The 25,532-nt window shown below is 33.3% G+C and carries 21 protein-coding genes and 1 pseudogene; 17 read left to right on the forward strand and 5 right to left on the reverse strand.

Translation table 11 applies throughout. The features are described 5' to 3' along the window. Positions 1–24: 24 nt before the first annotated feature. The 13 genes from colA to paiB all read left to right on the forward strand — a co-directional run bounded on the left by colA (position 25) and on the right by paiB (position 16,239). Positions 25–2,940, forward strand: coding sequence for a collagenase ColA (colA, locus tag AC0L0O_RS06895; protein WP_000679561.1), 2,916 nt, complete (start codon positions 25–27; stop codon positions 2,938–2,940). 338 nt (positions 2,941–3,278) lie between these two features. After that, positions 3,279–4,070 (forward strand): enoyl-CoA hydratase, encoded by a 792-nt coding sequence (locus AC0L0O_RS06900; RefSeq protein WP_000787370.1) that lies wholly within the window; start codon positions 3,279–3,281, stop codon positions 4,068–4,070. Positions 4,071–4,222: 152 nt separating this feature from the next. Beyond that, positions 4,223–6,778, forward strand: coding sequence for a glycosyltransferase (locus AC0L0O_RS06905; protein WP_428889432.1), 2,556 nt, complete (start codon positions 4,223–4,225; stop codon positions 6,776–6,778). Between the two features lie 19 nt (positions 6,779–6,797). After that, entirely contained in the window at positions 6,798–7,928 is a 1,131-nt protein-coding gene (locus tag AC0L0O_RS06910; protein ID WP_001084739.1) for an aminotransferase class I/II-fold pyridoxal phosphate-dependent enzyme, read from the forward strand. Further along, complete coding sequence (locus tag AC0L0O_RS06915) at positions 7,921–8,487, forward strand: acyltransferase (protein ID WP_001084180.1); 567 nt, start codon at positions 7,921–7,923, stop codon at positions 8,485–8,487. The genes AC0L0O_RS06910 and AC0L0O_RS06915 overlap by 8 nt, the downstream gene beginning before the upstream one ends. A 444-nt stretch (positions 8,488–8,931) precedes the next feature. Then, positions 8,932–10,272, forward strand: coding sequence for an FkbM family methyltransferase (locus AC0L0O_RS06920; protein WP_000426884.1), 1,341 nt, complete (start codon positions 8,932–8,934; stop codon positions 10,270–10,272). Between the two features lie 229 nt (positions 10,273–10,501). Beyond that, entirely contained in the window at positions 10,502–11,314 is an 813-nt protein-coding gene (locus tag AC0L0O_RS06925; RefSeq protein ID WP_000054586.1) for a glycosyltransferase, read from the forward strand. A 347-nt stretch (positions 11,315–11,661) separates the two neighbouring features. Continuing rightward, complete coding sequence (locus AC0L0O_RS06930) at positions 11,662–12,060, forward strand: DUF2871 family protein (protein ID WP_000737904.1); 399 nt, start codon at positions 11,662–11,664, stop codon at positions 12,058–12,060. A 169-nt stretch (positions 12,061–12,229) separates the two neighbouring features. Further along, entirely contained in the window at positions 12,230–13,621 is a 1,392-nt protein-coding gene (locus tag AC0L0O_RS06935) for an FAD-binding oxidoreductase (protein WP_000406966.1), read from the forward strand. A 4-nt stretch (positions 13,622–13,625) separates the two neighbouring features. Next, positions 13,626–14,594, forward strand: a complete 969-nt coding sequence (locus tag AC0L0O_RS06940; RefSeq protein ID WP_000865840.1) for a bile acid:sodium symporter family protein — start codon at positions 13,626–13,628, stop codon at positions 14,592–14,594. A 12-nt stretch (positions 14,595–14,606) separates the two neighbouring features. Further along, a complete protein-coding gene (locus AC0L0O_RS06945; RefSeq protein ID WP_001172052.1) occupies positions 14,607–14,954 on the forward strand; it encodes a DUF4260 domain-containing protein in 348 nt (115 codons plus the stop codon). 23 nt (positions 14,955–14,977) lie between these two features. Then, on the forward strand, positions 14,978–15,505 hold the full coding sequence (locus AC0L0O_RS06950; RefSeq protein WP_134188404.1) for a GrpB family protein: 528 nt from the start codon (positions 14,978–14,980) through the stop codon (positions 15,503–15,505). A 134-nt stretch (positions 15,506–15,639) separates the two neighbouring features. Next, complete coding sequence (paiB, locus tag AC0L0O_RS06955) at positions 15,640–16,239, forward strand: protease synthase/sporulation negative transcriptional regulator PaiB (RefSeq protein ID WP_001984629.1); 600 nt, start codon at positions 15,640–15,642, stop codon at positions 16,237–16,239. 73 nt (positions 16,240–16,312) lie between these two features. Here the strand turns inward: paiB and AC0L0O_RS06960 are convergent, their stop codons facing one another. The 5 genes from AC0L0O_RS06960 to AC0L0O_RS06980 all read right to left on the reverse strand — a co-directional run bounded on the left by AC0L0O_RS06960 (position 16,313) and on the right by AC0L0O_RS06980 (position 21,005). After that, on the reverse strand, positions 16,313–16,501 hold the full coding sequence (locus AC0L0O_RS06960) for a Phr family secreted Rap phosphatase inhibitor (RefSeq protein WP_000592009.1): 189 nt from the start codon (positions 16,499–16,501) through the stop codon (positions 16,313–16,315). Further along, positions 16,498–17,592: a Rap family tetratricopeptide repeat protein gene (locus AC0L0O_RS06965; RefSeq protein ID WP_001102721.1), complete on the reverse strand. Its 1,095-nt coding sequence runs from the start codon at positions 17,590–17,592 to the stop codon at positions 16,498–16,500. Before AC0L0O_RS06965 ends, AC0L0O_RS06960 begins: the two co-directional genes overlap by 4 nt. Before the next feature lie 255 nt (positions 17,593–17,847). Further along, entirely contained in the window at positions 17,848–19,314 is a 1,467-nt protein-coding gene (locus AC0L0O_RS06970; RefSeq protein WP_000164885.1) for a protein adenylyltransferase SelO, read from the reverse strand. Positions 19,315–19,492: 178 nt separating this feature from the next. Further along, on the reverse strand, positions 19,493–20,491 hold the full coding sequence (locus tag AC0L0O_RS06975; protein ID WP_000646398.1) for an NADP-dependent oxidoreductase: 999 nt from the start codon (positions 20,489–20,491) through the stop codon (positions 19,493–19,495). 109 nt (positions 20,492–20,600) lie between these two features. Beyond that, positions 20,601–21,005, reverse strand: a complete 405-nt coding sequence (locus AC0L0O_RS06980) for an ArsR/SmtB family transcription factor (RefSeq protein WP_000571882.1) — start codon at positions 21,003–21,005, stop codon at positions 20,601–20,603. Between the two features lie 467 nt (positions 21,006–21,472). Between AC0L0O_RS06980 and AC0L0O_RS06985 the strand changes: the two genes are divergently transcribed. From AC0L0O_RS06985 to AC0L0O_RS07000, 4 genes and pseudogenes are all read left to right on the forward strand, one after another. Beyond that, complete coding sequence (locus AC0L0O_RS06985; RefSeq protein ID WP_428889438.1) at positions 21,473–23,092, forward strand: FAD-dependent oxidoreductase; 1,620 nt, start codon at positions 21,473–21,475, stop codon at positions 23,090–23,092. A gap of 216 nt (positions 23,093–23,308) precedes the next feature. Continuing rightward, a pseudogene (locus AC0L0O_RS06990) lies at positions 23,309–23,680 on the forward strand (WXG100 family type VII secretion target); the annotation flags it as partial. A gap of 16 nt (positions 23,681–23,696) precedes the next feature. Next, positions 23,697–24,350 (forward strand): hypothetical protein, encoded by a 654-nt coding sequence (locus AC0L0O_RS06995; protein ID WP_134188402.1) that lies wholly within the window; start codon positions 23,697–23,699, stop codon positions 24,348–24,350. Then, positions 24,325–25,116 (forward strand): hypothetical protein, encoded by a 792-nt coding sequence (locus tag AC0L0O_RS07000; RefSeq protein WP_000501770.1) that lies wholly within the window; start codon positions 24,325–24,327, stop codon positions 25,114–25,116. The genes AC0L0O_RS06995 and AC0L0O_RS07000 overlap by 26 nt, the downstream gene beginning before the upstream one ends. Positions 25,117–25,532 lie beyond the last annotated feature (416 nt).

Consider the following 25,532-nt stretch of genomic DNA (forward strand, 5'->3'; position numbering starts at 1 on the left):
AAAAAATGTAAGGTAGGGGAGAGCATGAAAGGCTATTCAAAAAAAGTGTTAGTAGGGGTAAGTTTTGCTAGTTTAATGTTAGGGAGTTTTCAAGGGGGCGCATTGGCAGAAGGTACAAAGGGAGAGCAAGCTTCATATCGGAATGTGCTCAAAATGGAACCAGTTGGTGTACAATTACCAGTACAAGAATTAGCTCATTCATCAAAAGTACTTGAAAATAAGTCTTTTGAGAAGAGGTTACAATTTGCTGATTTGTCGCAAAGACCGCCTGAATTGAAAAAGGAGAGTAAGCAATTAGCTACAGCAAAAACTTATACAATTGCTGAATTAAATCAATTGAGCAATCAGCAGTTAGTAGATTTACTTGTAACAATTGATTGGGAGCAAATTACTGGGCTATTTCAGTTTAATAAGGATAGTCTTGCATTCTATCAAAATGATAGTAGAATGCAGGCAATTATTGATAAATTGAACCAGCAAGGACAAGCGTATACGAAAGATGATTCAAAAGGGATTGAGACTTTAGTAGAGGTATTACGATCTGGTTTTTATTTAGGATTTTATCATACAGAATTAAGTAAACTAAATGAGCGAAGCTATCATGATAAATGCTTACCTGCACTAAAAACGATTGCGAATAACCCGAATTTCAAACTAGGTACGTTAGAACAAAATAGAGTTGTATCATCATATGGAAAATTAATAGGAAATGCTTCGAGTGATGTGGAAACGATAACATCAGCTGCAAAGATTTTTAAACAATATAATGATAATTTTTCTACATGGGTAGATAATCTTTCAGCTGGAAATGCGATTTACGATATTATGCAAGGCGTTGACTACGATATTCAATCGTATTTGTACGATACGAGAAAAGCACCGAAAGATACAGTATGGTATCAAAAAATTGATAGCTATATTAATGAATTAAGTCGTTTTGCTTTAATTGGAACGGTGACAGAGAAGAATGGTTGGCTTATTAATAATGGTATTTATTATACAGGTAGACTTGGTACGTTCCATAGTACAGGGACGAAAGGGTTGCAAGTTGTAACAGATGCCATGAAAATGTATCCGTATTTAGGGGAGCAATATTTCGTAGCGGCTGAGCAAATTGCGACGAATTATGGCGGGAAAGATGCAAATGGAAACGTTGTGAATTTAGATCAAATACGAGAAGATGGTAAGAAGAAATATTTACCGAAAACATATACATTTGACGATGGGACAATTGTTTTAAAAGCTGGAGATAAAGTGACAGAAGAAAAAGTAAAACGTCTATATTGGGCGGCAAAAGAAGTGAAGGCTCAATTCCATCGTACGGTTGAAAGTGACCAGCCGTTAGAAAAAGGGAATGCTGATGATGTATTAACGATGGTTATTTATAATAGCCCAGCTGAATATCAATTTAACCGTCAATTGTACGGGTATGAAACGAATAACGGCGGTCTTTATATAGAAGGAACAGGTACGTTCTTTACTTATGAGCGTACGCCAGAAGAAAGTATTTATAGTTTAGAGGAATTGTTCCGGCACGAGTTCACACATTACTTACAAGGTAGATATGAAGTGCCAGGACTTTGGGGACAAGGTAAGATTTATGAGAATGAGAGATTATCTTGGTTTGAAGAAGGCAATGCAGAGTTTTTTGCAGGTGCAACGAGAACAGATAATGTTGTACCGAGAAAGAGCATTATAGGAGGAATATCTTCAAATCCGGCAGAACGTTATACGGCAGAGAGAACGTTAAATGCAAAGTACGGAACATGGGATTTTTATAATTATTCCTTCGCTTTACAATCGTACATGTACAATAAGAGATATGATATGTTTGACAAAGTTCATGATCTTATTAGAAAAAATGATGTAACAGCATATGATGCATATCGCTCTGCATTAAGTAAAGATGCGAATTTAAATAAAGAGTATCAAGACTATATGCAAATGTTAGTCGACAATCGTGATAAATATAATGTTCCATTAGTATCAGATGATTATTTAGCAACTCACGCACCGAAACCAGTCTCAGATATTGTGGCAGAAATTACGGCAGAAGCGAAATTAAGTAATGTATCAGTTAAGAAAAATAAATCACAGTTCTTTCATACATTTACACTGCAAGGAACATATACAGGTACGACTGCAAAAGGAGAATATGAAGACTGGAAATCAATTACACAAAACGTAAATGATACGTTAAAACGTTTAAGTGTAAAAGAATGGACAGGCTATAAAACAGTAACAGCTTATTTCGTAAATTACCGTGTGAATGCATCAGGACAATTTGAATATGACGTTGTATTCCATGGTATTAATACAGAAGAAGGCGCTGTGAATAAAGCACCAGTTGCGGTTATAAATGGTCCCTATAGTGGGAATGTAAATGAAGCAATTTCGTTTAAAAGCGATGGATCAAAAGATGAAGATGGAAAAATTGTTGCTTATAAATGGGAGTTTGGTGATGGTACTGTAAGCAATGAACAAAATCCAACTCACGTGTATACAAAAGAAGGAACATATACAGCGAGATTAACAGTAACAGATGATAAAGGGTTAACGAATACTGTTACAACGAATGTAACAGTTCAAAAGAAAGAAGATAACAGTGTAGAAAAAGAACCAAACAATTCATTCCAGACAGCAAATACACTGCAATTCAATCAAGTTTTACGCGCAAGTTTAGGAAATGGTGATACGAGTGATTTCTTTGAAATAAATGTGGAAACGGCGAAAAATCTGCAAATTAATGTAACGAAGGAAAATAATATCGGAGTAAACTGGGTTCTTTATTCGGAAGCAGATTTAAATAACTATATTACGTATGCCCAGCAAGAGGGGAATAAGTTAGTAGGAAGTTACTACACGTATCCAGGTAAGTATTATTTACATGTGTATCAGTATGGTGGTGGATTTGGGAATTATACGGTAGAAGTGAAGTAGTAAATGAAAAAGGAAAAGTGTACCCTATCGAATAGACAATTAAAAAGTCAATTCGATAGGGTATTTCTTGTATTGTCCACTTATTTTATCCCTAGAAACTGTGTAACGGAAACCGAAGGAATGTAAAGATGATTAATATGGTAGTAGAATAATTTAAAGATACGAAGAGATTAAAAAAGGAGACTAAGAAAGGATTGCTCATTTTATGATTCTGCAGTACATACAATAAATTGATGGATTTCTAAAAAGGGAAATATATTCACTAATTCAGGATAATAGTGAATAAATCGAAGAAACTTGAACTTGAGAAAAATTAGGGATTTAAAAGGGGACTTTTTATGAAAAATGAACGATTAGTAATATGCAGTAAGAAAGGGAGTAGTGCAGTCATTACAATTCAAAACCCACCAGTCAACGCTTTAAGTTTAGAAGTAGTGCAACAATTAATAAATGTATTAGAGGAAATAGAGATGGACGATGATATTGCAGTCGTAATTATAACTGGAATTGGGGGGAAAGCCTTTGTAGCTGGAGGGGATATAAAAGAATTTCCAGGTTGGATAGGAAAAGGTGAAAAATATGCTGAGATGAAATCAATAGAATTACAAAGGCCTCTTAATCAACTAGAGAATTTGTCTAAACCAACTATAGCTGCTATTAATGGGTTAGCACTAGGCGGAGGTTGTGAATTAGCACTTGCTTGTGATTTAAGAGTAATAGAAGAACAAGCCTTAATTGGATTACCAGAAATTACGTTAGGTCTATTTCCTGGGGCTGGAGGAACTCAGCGCTTACCTAGATTAATTGGAGAAGGAAAAGCAAAAGAGATGATGTTCACAGGAAAACCAATTACAGCGAAAGAAGCAAAAGAAATAAATTTAGTTAACTACATTACCTCTCGAGGAGAGGCGTTAAATAAAGCAAAAGAGATTGCTAAAGATATAAGTGAATTTTCTCTTCCAGCACTTTCCTATATGAAGTTAGCAATTCGTGAAGGTTTGGCAGTACCTTTACAAGAAGGGCTTCAGATCGAAGCGCGTTATTTTGGGAAAGTGTTTCAAACAGAAGATGTGAAGGAGGGGGTAAAGGCATTTATTGAAAAAAGAGTACCGCGTTTCACCAATAAATAAAAAGTATTGGGGTGTATTTTACAATTGCCCACACAGATGCTACTTTTAAAGCTATTTATTTGATTCTTAAAATATCTTTCAGAGCTGTTTCATCTAAGAACTATATTTGTATTAGCATTAAATGAAAATAAATAAAAAAGCGGAGGAGTATAATGAGTAATGGTACAAATGAAAAGAACATAAATAAAATGCCGTTAGTAAGTGTATTAATTCCTACGTATAATCGTCCACATTATTTTGAAAAAGCATTATGTAGCGTGTTAGAACAAACATATCCAAATGTGGAAATTATTATAGGGGATGATAGTACGAATGATGAAACAGAAAAGGTGTTACAAAAGTATTTATATAAGCATTCAAATATTATCTATATAAAAAATAGATCAACTTTTGGACAATTTGAAAATGCACTTATGTTATTGAATAAGGCGAACGGTGAATATATAAATTTCTTGATGGATGATGACTTATTTCATGTAAATAAAATTCAAAAAATGATGCAATACTTTTTAAATGATCTAGATAATGAAATTAAGCTTGTAACATCGCATCGTCAAGTAATAGATGGGGAAGGCAACCTATTGCCAGATGTTTATTCAACGATGCCGTTGTTTGATACAGATACAATTATAGAGGGGATACAATTAGGAAATCTGGTAATTACGAATCAAAAGAATTATATAGGAGAGCCGACGACAGTATTATTCCGTAAAAGTGATTTAACAGAACCATATGGTATGTTTGATCAGAGACGGTATCTTTGTAACGTAGATGTAGCTTCATGGTTATCCTTACTAAGTAAAGGAAAAGCAGTATATATAGCGGAAACACTCAGTTACTTTCGATTACATTCAAATCAGCAGTTGAATAAATCGAATCAGCTTATGGATGGATTAGAAGATTTTTCGCATGGCATTATAGCTGGAGAAAAATATGGTTTCTTATCTTCTGAACAGGAGTTAGATAAAGCTATTACTAATTTTCTAGACTATGCAAGAAGAATCGTTCCATCATCCATACTATATTCATTGGACTATTATCAACAAATTAAGTTAAAGAAAATAAATTTAGAAAAGAAAAAACAACATATAAATAACAGTTCGCATCTTCCAAAAGTCAGTATACTTATTCCTGCCTACAATAGACCTCATTACTTAGAATTAGCCCTTAAAAGTGCTTTAAACCAAACCTATGAAAATATAGAAATTATTATATCTGACGATAGTACAAATGATGAAGTTAAAGTAATGATCCAACCATACTTAAAAGAATATAATTATATAACATATGTGAAAAATGAAACGCCATTAGTAGCTGAAAATTTTAATCAATGCATAGAGCTTGCTACTGGTGAATATATAAATTTTTTATTAGATGACGATTTGTTTCATCATGAAAAGATTGAAAGAATGATGAAATATTTTTTGGAATTAGAAAATATCTCGTTTGTGACGTCATATCGCGAACTGATTGATGAGAATGGAGAAATATTACCTCCCTCAACCTTAAATGTGAAAATTGCCACAGAAACTACAATTTTTGAAGGAGAAGCACTAGGAAATTATATGTTGAAACATTTGAAAAATGTAGTTGGAGAACCGACAACGGTTTTGTTTAATCGTAATTTTTTTGGAGGCAAGTTTGGTTATTTTAAGGGAAAAGCGTATTCAGCCATTAATGACATTGCAACTTGGCTAGATATGATGAGGAAAGGGAAAGTAGTATATATACAAGAACCTCTTAGTTACTTTAGACAACATAGTGGGCAAAATCAAAAGCAAATGCACTTTATATTAATGACAATTGAAGAATGGATTGAATTAATTACGGATGCACATAATAGTGGGTTTTTAAATTCTGAACAAGATTATAAAGAGAGCTTATCTTATTGTTTAGAGAATGCGGGTTTTATACTTAAAGATGCAGTTAGAAGTGGAGGACTTAATCAAATTTATAATAAAAATATAAAAGTCGGATTAAATAAATTAGTTACTCATATATTCGAGAAAGAGATTTGTTATTGTCAATATTGTAATCAAGGATTTGGGGGATTTTCCCCTTGGCCAGCACATTACGATTTTTTAAAATATCAATTTGAGATGTGGAATAAATATACAGGTATCTGTCCAGTTTGCTATTCAATGGATCGTGAAAGGTTATATCGTGCGTACATTGAAACGGAAACGGATTTGTTAAGTGAGAATTATACAATGCTTCATATTGCACCTGAAGTAAAGGTAAGAGAATGGCTTAACCAGTATAAAAATATTACTTATGTATGTGGGGATTTAGAGCCAAAGGATTCTGTAATGGAGGAAATTGATATTACAAGAATTGCATACGAAAATAATACCTTTGATGTGATTTTATGTAGTCATGTGTTAGAACACATTATAGATGATGAAAAAGCAATGCGAGAATTATATAGAGTATTAAAACCAAATGGGTGGGGAATTATTCAAGTGCCAATCGTAATGAATGTAGATTATATTATAGAGAATAAATCTATCGTATCCCCAATATTGAGAAAAATAGCTTTTGGTCAAGAAGATCATGTGAGGATTTATAATCGATCGGGTTTTATTCAACGATTAACAGATGCAGGATTTAAGGTGGAATTGTATAACATAGCTGAGAAACAAGGAATGAAAATTGCTAGGAAATTTGGATTATCTAAAACGGATATGCTGTATATTGTCCGAAAATGATAGAAAGGAATAGAAAAATATGAATAGTATTCCTTTTTTACGTGCGTCAATTGTACCTGTGAATGAGTATTTAGGTGAATTGGAGAAAATGGATATATCCCACATATATACGAATTATGGACCTTTAAATCAACACTTTGAAGAAAAAGTTATGTCGGAATTTTTCGATAGTAAAGGGGCTGTTACAACAGTAGCAAACGCAACACTGGGGTTAATGGCAGCAATTCAATTTAAAAAAAGAAAAAAAGGAAAATATGCGCTCATGCCTAGCTTTACATTCCCAGCTACTCCATTGGCAGCTATTTGGTGTGGATTAGAACCTTATTTTATTGATGTTTCATTAGATGATTGGTGTATGGATAAAACGCTACTTTTAGATAAGATTGATGAATTAAAAGATGAAGTAGCGGTAGTGGTTCCGTATGCAACATTCGGATCATGGATGGATTTAAAAGAATATGAAGAATTAGAAAGAAAAGGCATTCCAGTTGTTGTAGACGCGGCACCAGGGTTTGGGTTAATGCATGAGGGTATACATTACGGTCAGAATTTTAGTGGAATGATGGTATATAGCTTTCATGCAACAAAGCCTTTCGGAATTGGTGAAGGTGGTATGATATATAGCAATAATGAAGAAGAGATAAATCAAATAAAAAGAATGGGTAATTTTGGATTTGATCATAATCGTGAATGTACGATGATGGGGTTTAACTGCAAAATGACTGAGTATGCAGCAGCTATTGGAATCGCAACGATGAATAAATGGAATCAAAAAGTGCAAGAACGAAATCGTATCTCCGAATGGTATACACAGTTATTACAAAGTACAGGATTAATGAAAAAAGGATGGGAAGTTCAAAAGACAGAAGCAGTTATTCATCAATTTATGCCTATTCTCTGCCCAGAAAAAATTCACAATACGCAAGTAATAGAAGTATTGAAAAAGCAAAATATAGAAGCTAGATTATATTTTTCACCATCTTGTCACCAACAAGATTTCTTTAAACACTATAAATCTACAGATTTAACAAATACAAATAAAATAGCAAAACAAATAATTAGTCTACCTTTATGGGAAGGAATGACGCAAGAAATAGTGGAGCAAATTATAATGTGTTTAATGCAGAAGGTGGTGTCGACAGATGAATAGTTTTTATAGTCAAGAAGAGCTAAAGAAAATTGGATTTTTATCTGTTGGGAAAAATGTATTGATTAGTAAAAAAGCAAGTATATATAATCCAGGTGTTATATCAGTTGGTAATAATGTAAGGATTGATGACTTTTGTATTTTAAGTGGCAAAGTAACGATTGGAAGTTACTCGCATATAGCAGCGTATACAGCGTTATATGGAGGGGAAGTTGGGATTGAAATGTATGACTTTGCAAATATTTCATCGAGAACAATTGTATATGCAGCCATTGATGATTTTAGTGGAAATGCATTAATGGGGCCTACTATTCCAAATCAATATAAAAATGTGAAAACTGGAAAAGTTATTTTGAAAAAGCATGTGATTATTGGTGCGCATTCTATTATTTTTCCAAATGTAGTGATAGGAGAAGGAGTGGCAGTTGGTGCAATGAGCATGGTAAAAGAAAGTTTAGATGATTGGTATATTTATGTTGGGGTACCTGTAAGAAAAATAAAAGCCCGTAAAAGAAAGATAGTAGAATTAGAAAATGAATTTTTAAAAAGTATGAACTCTTGAGTATTTAAAAAATTGTATTACAGAGTTTCTCAAAAAAATAAACAAAGATACGTGTGTATGAGGGGATATTATGTAAGGAGCAGTTTTTATATGTAGTTTTATTTGTTATAAAGAAGATTACTATCCCTTTCTTAAATAAAGTAAGAAAACGTTATTCTTTCTAATTAAACTAAAGTAGAAAAAGGATAACGTTTTTTTCTGAATTTCTTAATTGAAATACTTTATATGAGTTGAATGTATTTAGATATGTAAAGAGCTAAAGGACTAAATTTAAAATTTGTACAGAGGTTCTTTCTAGCGTTTTAACATGTATTTTTGTACTTTAAGAATAATATCTTATAAGGGTGTCTCACATAATAACAATGATAAGAAATAAATTCAAAACATGCGTATCTAAAAAAATAAAATGTAATTTGTGTTAAAAGAAGGGTGGGAACTTTAATAATGGAAAATGAAACAAATTTATCAGAGGTAGAGTTGAGAAAAAATTTGATTGCAAATATTAATGATTGTAAAACACTATTACAGCTAGGTGAGATTTACTATTCTAGTGGGCGATACTATTTAGCAGCTAATTATTTATCTTATGTTATGAAAATGACTAACGATGCTGCATTATATGAAAAATCGAATCAATTATTATTTTTAGCAGAACGTGCAATTCAGATTAACAACAACGATAAGATGTTTTCTAATTTTGAATTTTTAGATACACTTATAATGGAACTTCTCAATTGTTTAAAGAACCATTATTACTATAATATCGATATAGAGTTATTTGAACTTATGCATGTTCGACCTTCTGTTGATTCAATTGTGGTAAATACTCAAAATGAAAAAGAAGAAATTGTGAAGCACTTACAAGGACTAGAAGAATTATATTTTAACCTGAACGACTCCTTTTCTAAAGAGTTATTAATTAAACTTCTGACATTTCGATTATTAGGGAATCATAAAGTCAAGATGCCTTTAAATACTATTGATTATTGGAAGCAAAGAAAATCTATTCCAAACCTCATCCATTCTTCAGAAACACTACAAACAAATTATCATAACTGGACGCTACAATTGTTTGATTTGACCCCTTTAAAGTATAATTTACGGCTATTTTATGTTCCAATGGGAATTAGTGCAACTTTTTTAGATAAGCAATATGAATATAATAAAATTTCACCTGTAATAAAAGTAAAAGAAGGGGACGTTGTTATTGACGCAGGTGGGTGTTTTGGAGATACTGCGCTTTATTTTGCTCATGAAGTTGGAGAAACAGGTCATGTTTACACAATTGAATTTATACCAAGTAATTTAGAAATTATGTCGAAAAACATCAATTTAAATGAAAAAATTCAAAATAATATTACAATTGTGAAACACCCTCTTTGGAATGTTTCAAATACTTCGCTATATTATAAAGATCAAGGCGCTGCAAGTTTTGTTACGTTTTCGGAAGAATCAGGTGTTACAGATAAAGTTAGTACCATCACCATAGATAACTTGGTAGTAGAACATAAACTTCATAAATTAGATTTTATTAAAATGGATATTGAAGGTGCTGAAATGAATGCATTAAAAGGCGCTATTCATTCTATAACTACATTTCGCCCTACGCTTGCTATTGCGATTTATCACCAAATCAGTGATTTTGTTAATGTTATGAGATTTATTAATGATTTGAATTTGGGATATCAATTTTATTTAGGACACTATACCGTCAATGCTCAAGAAACCATCCTATTTGCAGTTGCAAGAGAAAAGATGGAAGTGAGTGATGAAAATGAAGAGTAAATCCAATAGGCGGCTCGCGGTAATTGATACTAAATTTCCTTGGAAGTTAAGCGGATTTCGTTACTGGGAGAATTACCAAATCTATAAAGAACGACCTGATACACTTTTTTTTTCTACTGAGGTATATACAGATGATTTCCCGACCAAAGTTTATGATTTTCAATTATTCAATAAGATAGCGAAAGAAGAAGGGATTACTGATATATACTGTGTTTTTTTAAATTTCGTTTTGAGTTTATTAGGTACTGGTTATCTTCCTGACGGAACACATATGCCAGGAGCAAACCCTAACCTTAATATAGCTGCTTTTTTAAAGGAAAATCATATTGACCTTCATACTACAGTATATCCAGGTGGAGGACTAGACCCTTATACTTCTGTTGAGTTTTTAAATATAGTATCTAAACATTGTAAAACAGTATTCTCGAATGCGAATGAGGTATTAAATACTATTCCAAATAGTATTTATGTTCCAGGGATAATTAATACAGAATTTTATCATTATAATCAAAAGGTTAGTACTAAGCCAATACAGATGATATTTGCGGCTCACAATGCAGAAAGAAAAGGGTTTCCTTTATTAGCGCAAGCTTTTAATAAACTTGATGATCAATTTCATTTACATATTGTAGGAAACTGGGAAAATAGTTTGCATCTATTAACAAACAACAATTATACTTTTTGGGGTATGTTAGATTTAGAAAAATTAAAACAATTATATGAACAATCACATGTATTTATTAGTTGTAGTACAAAAGATAAATTTGCTATTGATGGGTTTCCAACTACTGCTGCAGCGGATGCAATGGCGACAGGGTGTATTTTAGTTTCAACAAACCACCGAAACGATAATCGTATACTTAAGCCTGGTGAAGACTATTTGAAGATAGAAGCAGATAGCAATTCCATATTAAGTAATTTATTTTGGATTAAGATGAATTTTGAAAAAGCACTAGAGATAGGGAAAAGTGGTGCAATTAAAATGGATAAATATTTTAACTATAAAACAAATGTGAATTTTAAGTTATCCCATATATTTTAATCTATTATTATTTATTTGTTCTAAAATAATTAAATTGTTTTATTTAACCATCTTTGATATAGCTTCAAAATAAGCTTGATTCTTAAGAACCTCAATCAACTTCTTTTAGGGAGTGATTGAGGTGTTTTTTCATTTCTTTACACTCTTATATGTTATTTCATGATAGGAGAAATGCTTGTTCACATAAAGTTCGTTTGTTTTGTATAAAAGGATATTTTATAATTAGATTTGATTGTAAAGAGTGAGATGCTTATACAATGACTCCTAGGTGACTAGGAGTTTTTACTATATAACTATCATTATTACTAAATATGACACACTACACATTCTACTCAAGGAGGTACATAATGAAGAAATTATATAATGCATCGTTTACGTATTTGATTATCGGTTTATTATCAGGAATTTTCGCTAGAGAATATGGAAAGTATAAGGGGATTGTAGGATCTACGTTGTTAAATCTTTTACATACACATACACTTGTACTTGGTTTTTTCTTCTTTTTAATTGCTTTAGGGTTAGCAAAAGTATTCGCGTTTCATGAAGCGAAAAGTTTTAATAAGTGGTTTGTTGTACATAATATCGCATTAATTTTAATGTTAGGTTCATTGGCAGCAAGAGGGCTTCTTCAGCTAAATGGAGCGGACTTTAAAGGGTTAACTTATATTGTTGGGTTTTCTCATTCGCTGATGGCAGTTACTTTAATTTGGTTTATGTTGTTAATAAAGAAGTCATTTAAAATATAGTTTTATAGAAAAGAGCTTGCAGTAATTGTTGCAAGTTCTTTTTTTATTCGAAAGTAAGAAATGAATTTCGTATATGTAAAACTTGAATTATTTGATTTTTCGGATTATTATGTATAAAACACTTAACATATTTTTTAATTCAAATTTATAGAGAGTAGGAGAGTGTACGATGGAAATAACAGTAGAGCGTTTAGTAAATGGATTAAAGGGTGTGCTTCCCGAAGATCGAGTAGTAATCAATACGACAGTAAGAGAGTTACATAGTAAAGATGAATCTTATCATGCTAGTAGTTTACCTGATGTAGTAGTTTTTCCGAAAACGACAGAAGAAGTTAGTACCATAATGAAAATAGCGAGTGAGTACGGAACACCTGTCGTTCCGTTTGGGGTAGGTTCTAGTTTAGAAGGACATGTAATCCCTTATGAAAAGGGAATTACAGTTGATTTTTCATTAATGAACAAAATTCTTGAAATAAGAGAGAAAGATTTTCTGGTGAAAGTACAGCCAGGAGTGACTCGTTCTCAGCTCAATAAAGAATTGAAGAAATACGGTTTGTTTTTTAGTGTAGATCCAGGGGCAGATGCAACGTTAGGTGGAATGGCTGCTACAAATGCAAGTGGAACGACAGCGGTGAAGTATGGTGTTATGCGTGATCAAGTTCGTGATTTAGAAGTCGTTCTTGCTGATGGAGAAGTAATACATACTGGGAATTTAGCTGCGAAGTCGTCATCAGGTTACCATTTAAATGGTGTTTTCGTAGGATCAGAAGGTACGCTTGGATGCTTTACAGAGTTAACATTAAAAGTATATGGCATACCAGAGCATGTTATGGCCGCAAGAGCATCGTTTCCGGCTATAAATGATGCAGTTGAAGCTGTTATTAACATATTGCAAGCGGGTATTCCGATTGCGAGAATTGAACTCGTTGATGAACTATCTATGAAACAAGTCAATCATTATAGTGAAACAAGTTACAGAGAAGAACCTACATTGTTTTTAGAGTTTCACGGTAATGAAGCAGGGTTGAAGCAAGATGTTGAATTTACGAAGGAAATTGTTTTTGATCATAAATGTAAAGAAGTTGCTTTTGAAACGGAAACTGCAGCGAGAAATAAATTATGGGATGCACGGCATAATCTAGCATATGCTTACGTTCATAGCTATCCTGGTAAAAAGCTTATGAGTACAGACGTATGTGTACCTATTTCAGAATTAGCTGGAGCTATCCAACAAGCGAAAGAGACATTAGAAAAGAATGGTCTTGTTGGTGGTATTCTTGGTCATGTAGGAGACGGGAATTTCCACGTGCTCTTAATGGTTGATCCAAACGATAAAGAAGAAGTGGAAAAAGCGGATGAAATAAATGAAAGTATCGTTCTATATGCTCTTAAACGAGGAGGAACATGTACAGGGGAACATGGCGTTGGTATTGGAAAACGGAAGTATCAGGAAGAAGAACATGGGGCGGCATTATTCGTAATGGAAAAAATAAAGAAAGCTCTTGATCCGCAAAATATTTTGAATCCGAATAAGGTGTTTCAATTAAAGGATAGGAGCTGATTGGGTGAAAGTACTAGAAGCGATAAGTAATATAGCTGGAAAGTATTTTGCATTTTGGGTTATTTGTATTGCAACTATTGCGTATTTTATTCCCGCTCCATTTCTCGGGTTAAATAGTTACATAACGATTTTACTCGGGGTTGTCATGTTTGGGATGGGGTTAACATTAAAGGCTGTTGATTTTAAAATCATTGCTACAAAACCATTGCCAGTTATTATCGGTGTATGTGCTCAGTTTATTATTATGCCACTTGTCGCATACGTACTAGCCTACGTTATGAATCTGCCAGCCGAATTAGCAGCTGGATTAGTGTTGCTCGGTTCAGTACCGGGTGGCACTGCATCAAATGTTATGGTTTATTTAGCAAAAGGGAACTTAGCGCTGTCTATTGCGATGACGTCATTATCAACGTTACTAGCACCAATCGCTACACCTCTTATTTTACTATTACTTGCAGGACAATGGATGCCGGTTAATCCTATGTCTATGTTTCTTTCTATCGTACAAGTTATTATCATACCGATTATTTTAGGATTAGTAGTGAAGAAGTTTTTCCCAAAAACTGTTACGAAAGGAATGACCGTTATCCCTTTCATATCAGTTTTAGCAATTATCATTATTGTTTCAGCGGTAGTTTCAGCAAATGTAAGTAGTATTACTTCTTCAGGTCTTCTTATCTTTATTGCCGTTATGCTTCATAATGCTTTCGGTTTTTTACTAGGGTATATAACAGCATTCATACTTAGACTAGACGAAGGGACAAGAAGGGCTATTTCAATAGAAGTAGGAATGCAAAATTCAGGCTTAGGTGTTGCGCTAGCAACAGCACATTTTGGACCAGCTGCTGCATTTCCAAGTGTATTAGCAGCAGTATGGCATAACATTGCAGGGCCAATATTAGCAACCATTTGGTCAAAAAATGCAAAGAATACTTTTAGTGATGAAAATGTATCGGTAAATATAGAAAAATAGGAATGATAAAGAATGCAAAAACGCATTGTACATTTTGAAGGCTTAGTTGTATTCGTAGCTACGATTTATATGTATTCATTATATGAATTTAGTTGGATTATATTTTTGATATTCCTATTAGCACCGGATTTATCAATGTTAGCTTATGGGATAAATAATCATATTGGTGCTAACATTTATAATCTATTTCACACGTATATTATATCGATATTAATTGTTATCATAGGTGTTTATTTTAAGGTAGATACCGTTATAATGATTGGTTTAATATGGACAGCGCATATTGGAATGGATCGAATGTTTGGATATGGATTGAAATATGAGACGGAGTTTAAGGATACTCATATTCAGAGGTTATAATTGCTTTTGAGGAGAGGGATACTTTGAAACAGAGAATTACTATCGAAGAGTATAACATCAAATGGGAAAGTGAATTTAATAAGTTACAAACTCTCATTAATGATGTAATGGAAGACAGCATTTTATCCATTGAACATGTTGGGAGTACATCTATTAAAGGACTTGCAGCAAAACCAGTATTAGATATTGATATTGTAATAGAAGATTATGGTTTTTTTCCTAAAGTAGTAACAAAGCTAGGAGCGATAGGATACTATCATCAGGCAGAATGGAGCTACAAAGGGAGAGAGGCGTTTGGCAGAAAGGACGCTTTCGTTCCGTGGGACGGAGAAAGTACAGATTGGATGGAACATCATTTGTATGTGTGTGATAAAGAAAGTGAAGAGCTAAGAAGACATATAGCGTTTCGGGATTATCTTCGTGAACATGAAGATGTTGCTGTTGAATATGGACATTTAAAGGAAGAGTTAGCAAGAGAGACAAAAAGTAGAACGAGCTATAGTGAAGGTAAGACGGCATTTATTACAAATATATTAGAAAAGATAAACTAAGGCGGCATGGAATACATGCTGCCTATTCTTTTGAAATAGAACGCTGCCATTATAAAACAAATACAAACTGGCCCTGTTGAATGCTACAAGACTTAAATATAATGAGAAATAAAAGACCGGAAAAGAGGTAGATTATGTACATACCAAAACACTTTGCAATACAAGATGAAAAGATGAAGTACGAAATAATGGAACAAAATAGCTTTGCAACGTTATTTTCTCAACATAACGGGGAACCATATGCAACGCATTTACCGTTGTTGCTAAATAGAGAAACACTCACGTTACATGGTCACTTCGCACGGCCGAATGAACAATGGAAAGATATTGGGACTCAGCAAGTACTAGCTATCTTTCAAGGGCCGCATAGTTATATCTCTCCGTCATGGTATGAAACAAAAAATGCAGTACCAACCTGGAATTACGTTGCTGTGCATGTATATGGTGAATTAGAGCTTGTTGAGGATGAACAGGAATTAATAGATTCTCTTCAAGATTTAGTAGATACATATGAAGATCCACAAAGTACCTATTCACTTAATGATGTAGACCCGAATTATATGGAAGGATTAAGTAAAGGGATAGTTGGTTTTAAAATTAAGATTAGTAAAATAGAAGGGAAAGCGAAGTTAAGTCAAAATCATTCTGTGGAGAGGCGGAAATTAGTTGTGGGGGAACTTGAGAAAGTTGGGAGTGAGGGGAGTAAGAGGATTGCGGAGTTGATGAGAAAATAAAGTCTACATGAAAGGAAAATATTCTAAATAAGCGTATTTAAAAAGACCTTCTTAATTGAAGGTCTTCCGTTTTTTAAAGTACTTTTTCAGTTGTTGTTGAGTTGTAGTCTTTACTTACGTCAACGGATTGAACAAGGTCAGGTCTTTGTGGTGCAGGGAAATCCGCATGGCCTGCTTGATATGTAAATGAACTATTTAGACCAATAGATACAATACCTAGTACAGATAATCCTAAAACGATAGAACTAATTTTTTTTATCATTTTAATGCCCCTTTCTCAAACGTTTTTTCTTTTGCTTGTAACGCCTTATGAAAATACTCACTTGCTTTTATATGATTATTTTCATCGTAAAGTTTAATGGCTAACTTTTCTGAATATTCCTGAGTGTAGTTATATAAAGATTCTTTGTCGAAATACGCAATTCCTTCAAGAATAATTTTTTCTAAGTCTTCAGTTGACTCGTTATTGTTAAGGGATTCTAAAATTTTAAAGTGAAGCATATATTCTTCATTGTTAAGTTCTGTACAAATTTTTAATCCTTTTTTTATACATTCTGAAGCGATATTTATCTCACCAAGTTTAGAATGTTCCCTTGCTTGTAAGAAAATCGCTTTAAAATGTGTAGGCATTTTTGTTGTCACTTCAGATAGATGACGAATAGCTAATGTTGATAAGTTTTGATTAGCATATAGCCAACCTAAGTTATTACGCACTCTTAACAGTAATGATTCTTCACCCTGTTTCTGTAAAATATTGATTGCTGAATTATATTTTTCCTCTGCTTGCTCGTATTGTTTTAAATATACAAATGCTGCACCTAATACGCTTTCACAAGAGGCCACATTCTTTTCATAGCCTACAGCTTTTATGAAGAATTCTTTCGCCTTGGTTGCATATTCAATAGCCTCAATTGGCTGGTAAAAATGATAATAGAAAATAGCCATTCGATAATTAAATTCCCCTTTTTCTAGATCATCAGTGGCATTTACCAGTAGTCTCTCAGCTTTTTCATAATGTTCACTTGCTAAATTATAATTTGTTGTTAAAGTAGCATGAATCGCCTTAAATAAATGATAGTAGTAAGAAAGTTGGTGATTAGGTGAAATGGCGTAAGAATCTATCTTATTGAAACTGTCTTTTGTAATGCTTAAACCATCAGTTAAAACTTTGAAACGAAAATTTAGTAGAGAATAGTATAATGCTAAGTTTTCATCTTCTTCAAAATTTAGTTCCTTTTCCTCAATTTCATGCTTTAAGTTTGTTGCCTGGGACACATCTTGTTTTAGCATGGCTAAATACCAGTCATTAAATAATTTTGTAATTTGTTCATTACCTTGTAGTTGAACGTTCATGAAATCCCCTCGCTTTTTGAATATTCTTATAAAATATAGTATCAAAAATAACAATATTTAGAAATATGATTTTTATTTCTCAATATTTGTTTAACAAACTTTTCAGTAAGCCGATTGGAATAGTATTAATTTTGTTTTGGAGTAAAGAAAGGGAAACGGGGAGGGGCATTTTAAAGTTCTAGTTGAGAGGTGGGAATATAAAAAGGGTGTGTTCACACAATTTGTATGAACACACCTTTTTTACATATTAAACCATCAAGTCCCACAAAAAGTACGATAAGGACGATTCGTAGGCACAGGTGGAACGCAGTATTCTTCTTGATCTGTAGAATACGCATAAGGATTTGCTAGAGCTTCAAGGAGTTTCTCCATTACGCTATAGTCGCCATTTGTAACAGCGGCTTCTAGTGCTTCTTCTACGCGATGGTTTCTTGGGATGATGGATGGGTTATTATTTTTCATCATTTCGTAGGCATTTTCTTTCGATTCTTCTTGTTTTTCTAATCGAGATTGCCACAGTTTGTACCATTCTTTAAATTCAGGACTTTCAAATAGAGCTGTATTTTCGATCGTATTAAGAGTTAATGAACGGAATGTATTTGTGTAATCCGCTTTAAATTTCTCCATCATTTTTAAAAGTTGCTCAATAAGTGATTGATCTTGTTCTTCGTTACTAAATAGTCCTAATTTCTTTTTCATTCCAAGGAACCACTGGTTTTCATACTGTACGCTAAATTTTGAAATTTCGTCTTGAGCAATCTTTAATGCTTCTTCTTCATCTTCGTGCAGGATTGGTATTAAAGATTCAGCTAGTCGCGCGAGATCCCATGCGGCCATATACGGCTGATTTCCATATGCGTAGCGGCCTTGTGTATCAATGGAGCTAAATACGGTTCCTTGGTCGTAATTGTCCATAAATGCACAAGGACCGTAATCAATTGTTTCTCCGCTAATTGTTATATTGTCAGTGTTCATTACACCGTGGATAAATCCAACAAGTTGCCATTTAGCGATGAGGCTTGCTTGTTTCTTTATGACTTCTTGTAGCAATGCAGTATATCGGTTTTCATGAGCTTCAATTTCTGGATAATGTCTTTTTATTGTATAGTCAGCTAGTGATTGAAGATCCTCGATTGAACCGCGAGCCGCAGCATATTGAAATGTACCAACGCGAATATGGCTACTAGCTACTCTAGTTAAAATTGCTCCAGGTAACTTTGTTTCACGGTATGTAGGTTCTCCAGTTGTGACAACTGCTAAACTGCGGGTAGTTGGAATATCAAGTGCATACATTGCTTCGCTTATAATATATTCACGTAGCATTGGACCGAGTGCAGCACGACCATCACCGCGGCGTGAATACGGAGTAGGGCCAGAACCTTTCAGTTGAATGTCAAAACGTTTACCTGAAGGAGTCATTTGTTCACCAATTAAAAGAGCACGACCGTCGCCTAACATATTAAAATGTCCGAATTGATGTCCAGCATACGCTTGCGCTAATGGATGAGCTCCTTCTGGGAGTGCATTACCGGCGAAAATAGCGATTTCGGCTTCTTTCTTCAATTCTTCAGGATTAAAGCCAAGAGATATCGCAAGTGAATGGTTTAGCTTAACTAACTCCGGTGAACTTACGGGAGTAGGGGGGATTTCTGTATAAAATGATTGTGGTAAAGTCGTATAACTATGGTCTAAATTCCAACCAGCTTCATTATTTTTAGTCATTTTATCTCCTCCTTGTTTATTTTTTTATTATGTATGTGTACGTATGTATTCTTTGTAAAATTAGCTAAAAGTATAATATGATATTTCCCCTTGCAATCTATTGTAAGGACTTCACTGCACTATGTCTATTTAACAGTAAATATAAAGACCCCATCTTAAGAAAATGGAGTCTTTATTATTATTTCATTTTCACAATTATTTTTCCTTTTGCTCTTCCGGCCTCTGAATATTCCATTGCTTTTTGCGCATCTTCAAAAGGGAAAACTCGATCGATTACCGGTTTGATTTTTCCGGCTTCAATATAGTTTGCGATAGTACGTAATTGATCTCCGCTTGGCTTCATAAATAAAAATGAATATTGAGCATTATGCTTTTTTTCAAGTGCAGTAAGTTTTTTACTTGCTAATGAAAATAAGAATGTTTTAAAAAATCCAGAACCAAATTCTTTACCGAAACGAGCATTTGGTATTCCTGAAACGGAAACAATGTTGCCGCCGCTTTTTATAATATCGAATGATTTTTCAAGTGTTGTACCACCAATGGTATCAAATACTGCATCATAATCTTTTAGTATTTCTTCAAATTTTTCTGTTTTGTAATTAATAATTTGATCTGCTCCAAGAGACTTTACTAAATCGGAACCAGCTTCACTAGCAGTTGTTGTAACGGTAGCACCCATTATTTTTGCTAGCTGAATTGCGAAAGTACCAACACCACCAGATCCAGCGTGAATTAAAATCTTTTGATCTTTTTGTAATTGCATAATGTCATGTAATGCTTGATATGATGTTAAGCCAACAAGTGGAATTGAAGCAGCTTCTTCAAAACTTAAATTTTTCGGTTTTAAAGCTATATCATCTTCATGAATAGCTATATACTCCGCGAAAGTACCAATCTTATTTTTTCTTGGACGTGCATATATTTCATCACCGATTTTAAAACGAGTTACTTTTGATCCAACCTTTATGATGACACCGGCAAAGTCATTCCCAAGGATTAGGGGCATTTCATATTTCAGTAACATCTTTACTTTTCCATCGCGTATTTTAAAATCAATTGGGTTAATACTAGCTGCATGAATTTCTGCGAGCACTTCATGCTCATTTATTTCAGGAATAGGTACCTCGGCCATGCGCATTGGAACTTTTCCGTACTTATCAATTATCATCGCTTTCATTTCTTATACCTCCAAATTTCAATAAAGTGAAACTTTAATCAGTGGGGGGTTCTTCATCCCCCACTGATTATTAGTTGAACCAATCGGACTTTTATGGGCAGTTGATCCCCTATCTAAATTCTTTGCTTTCGCTGAATTCTGAGGTGGGGGTCTTACTGCCCGTTAAAGTGGGATAAAAGTTGTGCAATAGCTTTTCAATATCTAATACAAGATTTTTTAATAAACTTAATTTTGTACGTATATCAATATAATAAAAGTTTTTTGTACCTTCTTTTCGCATTAAAATAATACCGGCTTCTCGTAAAATTCTAAGGTGATGTGATACCGCTGGTCGAGAAAGGTGTGTTTGTTTCGTAATTTCTCCTACACGTAATCCTGTTTGACATTCCGTTTCCATGAGAACTAACAAAATAGCTTGACGTGTTTCATCACCAATTGCCAATAATACTTTTTGAGAATCAATAAAATCTTTTTTTATAACATTTAATTGTTCTTGTTTATTCATTTCAATCACTATACCTCCAAAAAATTAATCGAAAGGTTTAAGATGATGGACCATTACTTCGATATGGTAATGCTACATGATTGTTATATGAGCTGCAATATTGGGAAAGAAAATCGAGACGAATGAAATTTTTATGTTGAAAATGGTAGGGGGATAAAAAAGGCTTTAATAATACGTTGTTTACAGATGAGAAAGGTTAAGCTATTGGCCAAAAAATTAAGCGGTCGTAACCCTATATAATTTATAGGGTTACGACCGCTTATCATGTTTTTATTATTTTAAAGTGAGTTGTTTCGTTTTACTCTTTCATACATGCACAATTCAAACAGATTATAGTTGTATGAAAAAGTAAAAGTAATTTGGGGCGTAATCTATCTATATGATAATTTAAAATGAAATATAAGTCTATATCTTTGTTGTTTTTTTGATTATATTTATGTCACTGAGCTCAGAACAATGATGTGGAGGATAAGTATATGGAATCGAATGATGTACCAGTTTTAATTGTTGGAGGGGGATTATCAGGATTAGCGTCTGCGTTATTCCTTGCAAAACATAATATTGAGTACTTACTTATTGAAAGGCATCTGTCTACTGCCATTCATCCGAAAGCAGGTGGAATCACTTTTCGTACGATGGAGTTATTTCGAGAATTAGGTTTAGAACAAAGAATTAGATCGGCGGGTAAAACATTAGAAAATTGCCGAGGAAGAATAGCTGTTCATACAATAGCTGAGGCGAATCAGGAAGAATTGGCACAAATGAGGGCGAATCAGTATGAAAATGATGAAAAGTTACTTCAGAAAATAGAAGAGATTAGTCCATCAAAACAAACTGCTTGTTATCAAATTACTTTAGAAGAGATCATGTTACAAGAAGCGAGAATATTAGGCGGAGAATTATCTTTTTATCATGAATTAGTTTCTTATGAACAAAATGAGCAAGGAGTAATCGCAACGATTCGAAATCGTGAAACAGAAAAAGAAAGTATCATACATTGTGACTATGTAATTGCAGCAGATGGGGCAAAAAGTAAAATACGTGAGCAGCTAGGGATAAGTGCGGAGGGACGAGGTACAATCGGTGGCTATTATATGAATATTTATTTTGAAGCGGATGTAAGTGAGTTTATGCAAGGAGATGCATTTGGTTTTTCTATGGTACTTCATCCGGAAGTTCTCGGTGCACTCATTCCAGTCGATAACGCAAGAAGGTGGATTTATCATGTATCCTACGATCCATTAAAAGGAGAGCGACCAGAAGATTTCACTATAGAACGTTGTAAACAAATTATTCAAACCGCAATTGGAAGCACAAATGTTGAGCCGGAAATAGTAAGTGTTTTACCGTGGAAAGCGGCTGAAAGTACTGCTACAAAATTTCAAGATAATCGCATTTTTTTAGTTGGTGATTCTGCACATATTATGCCGCCAACAGGAGGGTTTGGTTCCAATACAGGAATACAAGATGCACACAATCTAGCCTGGAAATTAGCGGCTGTTATAAAAGGAAAGGCAAAACCAAAACTGTTAGAAACATATCATGAAGAGAGATATCCTGTTGCAAAATTAACGACAGCTTATGCAAGTAGTTTACTGTTTCGTGCTGCGAATAGAGAGGAAGGCAGTTTGAATAAGATGGATGGTTTAGCTGTAACTGCTGGGTATCATTATAGTTCAGATGCAATAATAGATGACGCAGTCACTCCACATAGAATGGATATAGTACAGTTGAACGGAAGACCTGGAACGCGAGCACCACATTTTATTGGAATGTATGAGGAGAAAGAAGTCTCTGTCCTTGATTTATTAGGTAACGATTTTGTTTTGCTTACTGGAGCAGAAAATGATTCTTGGGCTGAATCAGCACATACTGTTTCAGCTAAATTAGGAGTAAATATAAAAGTATATCGCGTTGGTTTAAGTGGAGATTTTATTGCTCAAGAAAATATTTTTAGCGAATTATATGGTTTAAGTGATGGAGGAGCAGTATTAATTAGACCAGATGGCTTTATAGGATGGCGTTCGGAAAAAGAGGTAGTAAATCTAGATGTAGTGCTTGAAGAGGTAATGGGTAATTTATTATGTGATTTTTAAGTAACTAAGGAAGTATTGTCTTTTATAGGACGGTACTTCTTTTTAGCTTAAAAAATAAAGATTGTGTAGTGAAGAGACATTATTATTATAAAAATATATGTAAATTAATTCTCTTTCTTTTTTGTTGTTAGAATTTTTTTAGTTTTCAGTTATAAGTGTTGGCAATTACTAGATTGAATCATTTTTTTATTGTATTATATTTCCTAGAGATTACATACTACATTACCTCTAGCCGAAGTAAAGCAAATAGACGATGTAAAAAGACATATTTTATCACCAAAAGAATTTCTTAAAGATTGATTAAAATTAAAAACAAGTGCTTTAGGCTATGCAGCAATTGGGGTTGGTACAACTGCTGTAAGTGCCTTTGCGGGAGCCAAACTAGGTGCAGCTGTTGGAACTGTTTTTGGCGGTCCAATCGGAACTGTTGCTGGAGCTTGTATTGGCTTTGGTGTTTCTATAGGAGCTAGTATAGTAACAGATGGAATTAAGTTTAACAAAGGTGATTGGAATCATGATGGTAAACAGGATTCGATAAAAGATAAAGTTAAAACTGGAATCGGAGCAGCTTTAGATAAATTTTTTTAGTTTTTGGGAGATTAATATGGAAAAATATCACGGAAAGAGTACGGAACAAATTATTCAGAAATTGATGCCTGGCAGTGTAAGATCGAGTGTCGTTATGGTATGGGTAGTTATTAATTTTATGATTTTAACCCCATTTTTATTTCCTCCAACCTTTACTATATGCTTATATATAATTTTACCTTTTCTTTTGATTGCTAATATATGGGGAGTATGGGTATTTTTTTATAAACCAAATGAGCTAAGGTTGGTACACATTTTATATAATGGATTTATGGGAATAACTTTTTCTTTTGGAAGCTTTATAGTGATTCAAAAGATGGCATATACTTTTATTAAAATTGAAACACCTCTGTTTTTTATTGTTACTTTTCTGCTTTACATTCTTACAAACTATAAATTGATTTCTATTGGAATGAAAAGTTTTTTAAGGCGATTAAACAATGAAGAAAATGACAATATAAAAATTTCTCCAATTGTGTATTTATCAGGGTTGGGATATGTTATTGGACAAATATGTATAGGTACATTATCACAAAACGGTTTAGCGACGGTCTTAATTTTAGTCTTTTCTTTATTTGCTGTTGTGCTTAGTATATCTGGAGTATATATATGGGTATATGTTGATTTGAAGAGGAAGGAAATGGATGGGATGCATAATGGACAAATATAATGGCAACAACATAGTGGATTGTATACGAATATTAATACCATTTGATATAAGAAATATTGTAGGGGCCTTTATGTGGGTTATCATGAATTTTATGCTACTCATCATTTTATTCATATTTCCACCGTACGATATATACTCTTACGTAGCTTTACCATTTTATGTGATATGTAATCTATGGGGGATTTGGGTTTCCATTTATAAGCCTCGGCAGCCTCAATTGCAACATTTACTATATTCTGGATTTGTTTCATTAAGTATTTCATTTTGTAGTTTTATAGCTGTGCAAAAGTTAGCTTACGAATTCGTAAAAATAGAGTCGCCTTTATTTTTTATTCTATCGCTTATTGCATATAGTTTAATTGTTTATAAATCTGAATTATTCTGGATTAAATATTTTACAGCCCGCTTAAGAGGAACAACGGATCAAGATGTGAAAATCCCTAAAATTGTATTTTTTTCAAGTTTAGGTTATATGATTGGTCAAATTAGTATTGGAATTTTGAGCCAAAAGACTATGGCTATTTTATTAATCATTCTCTTATCATTTTTTTCCGTTGTGTTCTTAGCTCTAAGTACACATGTATATTTTTACTTTGATTTTAGAAAACAAGGTATTACTTCGGAACATTTAAAAGAATTACATTCTCAAAAGAAACCTAAATTGTCAAGGAAGGAAAGGAGACAATCCACGGCTACTTCGGGGCATGTAAATATACCACATTCTCAAAAGAAACCTAAACTTACAAGAACGGATATACGAAATTAAGAATTTGTAATTAAGTAAAACTTAGATTTACGTAAATATCATGTCAAATGACAATAGAATTTTATCTTGTATGAATGGAAATTAAAGAAGTTAGATAGGAATCGGGCTGTTCGGAAAAATTCGATGTGTTCAAATACTAATTAGTATAAGATAGATATATAACTTATACTGATTAAAGCTTCACTGTACCGGAAAAATAATATTTGCAAAATTTAATAGGTTTGGTATGATTAATTTCGACAAGTTAATCGAGGCCGGAGATATTTGAGATAAGCCATAAATTTATTTAGGGATACAGAAGTGCCCTCTAAATAATTTATGGCTTTTTTTATTGGATGAACCGTACACAATAGGGAATTTACATGTGGAAAGGAGGGGTATAGAAAATAAATAGTTTTCTATATTAATAAAATAGG

This window comes from Bacillus sp. GS3m_15504 (genome assembly GCF_055825275.1).

Bases quoted from the DNA above. Each gene is read 5' to 3' on its own strand.
- AC0L0O_RS06900 (WP_000787370.1), top strand. From the start codon at position 3,279: ATGAAAAATGAACGATTAGTAATATGCAGTAAGAAAGGGAGTAGTGCA.
- AC0L0O_RS06905 (WP_428889432.1), top strand. From the start codon at position 4,223: ATGAGTAATGGTACAAATGAAAAGAACATAAATAAAATGCCGTTAGTA.
- AC0L0O_RS06970 (WP_000164885.1), bottom strand. From the start codon at position 19,314: ATGACTAAAAATAATGAAGCTGGTTGGAATTTAGACCATAGTTATACG.
- AC0L0O_RS06930 (WP_000737904.1), top strand. From the start codon at position 11,662: ATGAAGAAATTATATAATGCATCGTTTACGTATTTGATTATCGGTTTA.
- AC0L0O_RS06960 (WP_000592009.1), bottom strand. From the start codon at position 16,501: ATGATAAAAAAAATTAGTTCTATCGTTTTAGGATTATCTGTACTAGGT.
- AC0L0O_RS06995 (WP_134188402.1), top strand. From the start codon at position 23,697: ATGGAAAAATATCACGGAAAGAGTACGGAACAAATTATTCAGAAATTG.
- AC0L0O_RS06975 (WP_000646398.1), bottom strand. From the start codon at position 20,491: ATGAAAGCGATGATAATTGATAAGTACGGAAAAGTTCCAATGCGCATG.
- AC0L0O_RS07000 (WP_000501770.1), top strand. From the start codon at position 24,325: ATGGGATGCATAATGGACAAATATAATGGCAACAACATAGTGGATTGT.
- AC0L0O_RS06965 (WP_001102721.1), bottom strand. From the start codon at position 17,592: ATGAACGTTCAACTACAAGGTAATGAACAAATTACAAAATTATTTAAT.
- AC0L0O_RS06945 (WP_001172052.1), top strand. From the start codon at position 14,607: ATGCAAAAACGCATTGTACATTTTGAAGGCTTAGTTGTATTCGTAGCT.
- AC0L0O_RS06910 (WP_001084739.1), top strand. From the start codon at position 6,798: ATGAATAGTATTCCTTTTTTACGTGCGTCAATTGTACCTGTGAATGAG.
- paiB (WP_001984629.1), top strand. From the start codon at position 15,640: ATGTACATACCAAAACACTTTGCAATACAAGATGAAAAGATGAAGTAC.
- AC0L0O_RS06915 (WP_001084180.1), top strand. From the start codon at position 7,921: ATGAATAGTTTTTATAGTCAAGAAGAGCTAAAGAAAATTGGATTTTTA.
- AC0L0O_RS06920 (WP_000426884.1), top strand. From the start codon at position 8,932: ATGGAAAATGAAACAAATTTATCAGAGGTAGAGTTGAGAAAAAATTTG.
- AC0L0O_RS06985 (WP_428889438.1), top strand. From the start codon at position 21,473: ATGGAATCGAATGATGTACCAGTTTTAATTGTTGGAGGGGGATTATCA.
- AC0L0O_RS06935 (WP_000406966.1), top strand. From the start codon at position 12,230: ATGGAAATAACAGTAGAGCGTTTAGTAAATGGATTAAAGGGTGTGCTT.
- colA (WP_000679561.1), top strand. From the start codon at position 25: ATGAAAGGCTATTCAAAAAAAGTGTTAGTAGGGGTAAGTTTTGCTAGT.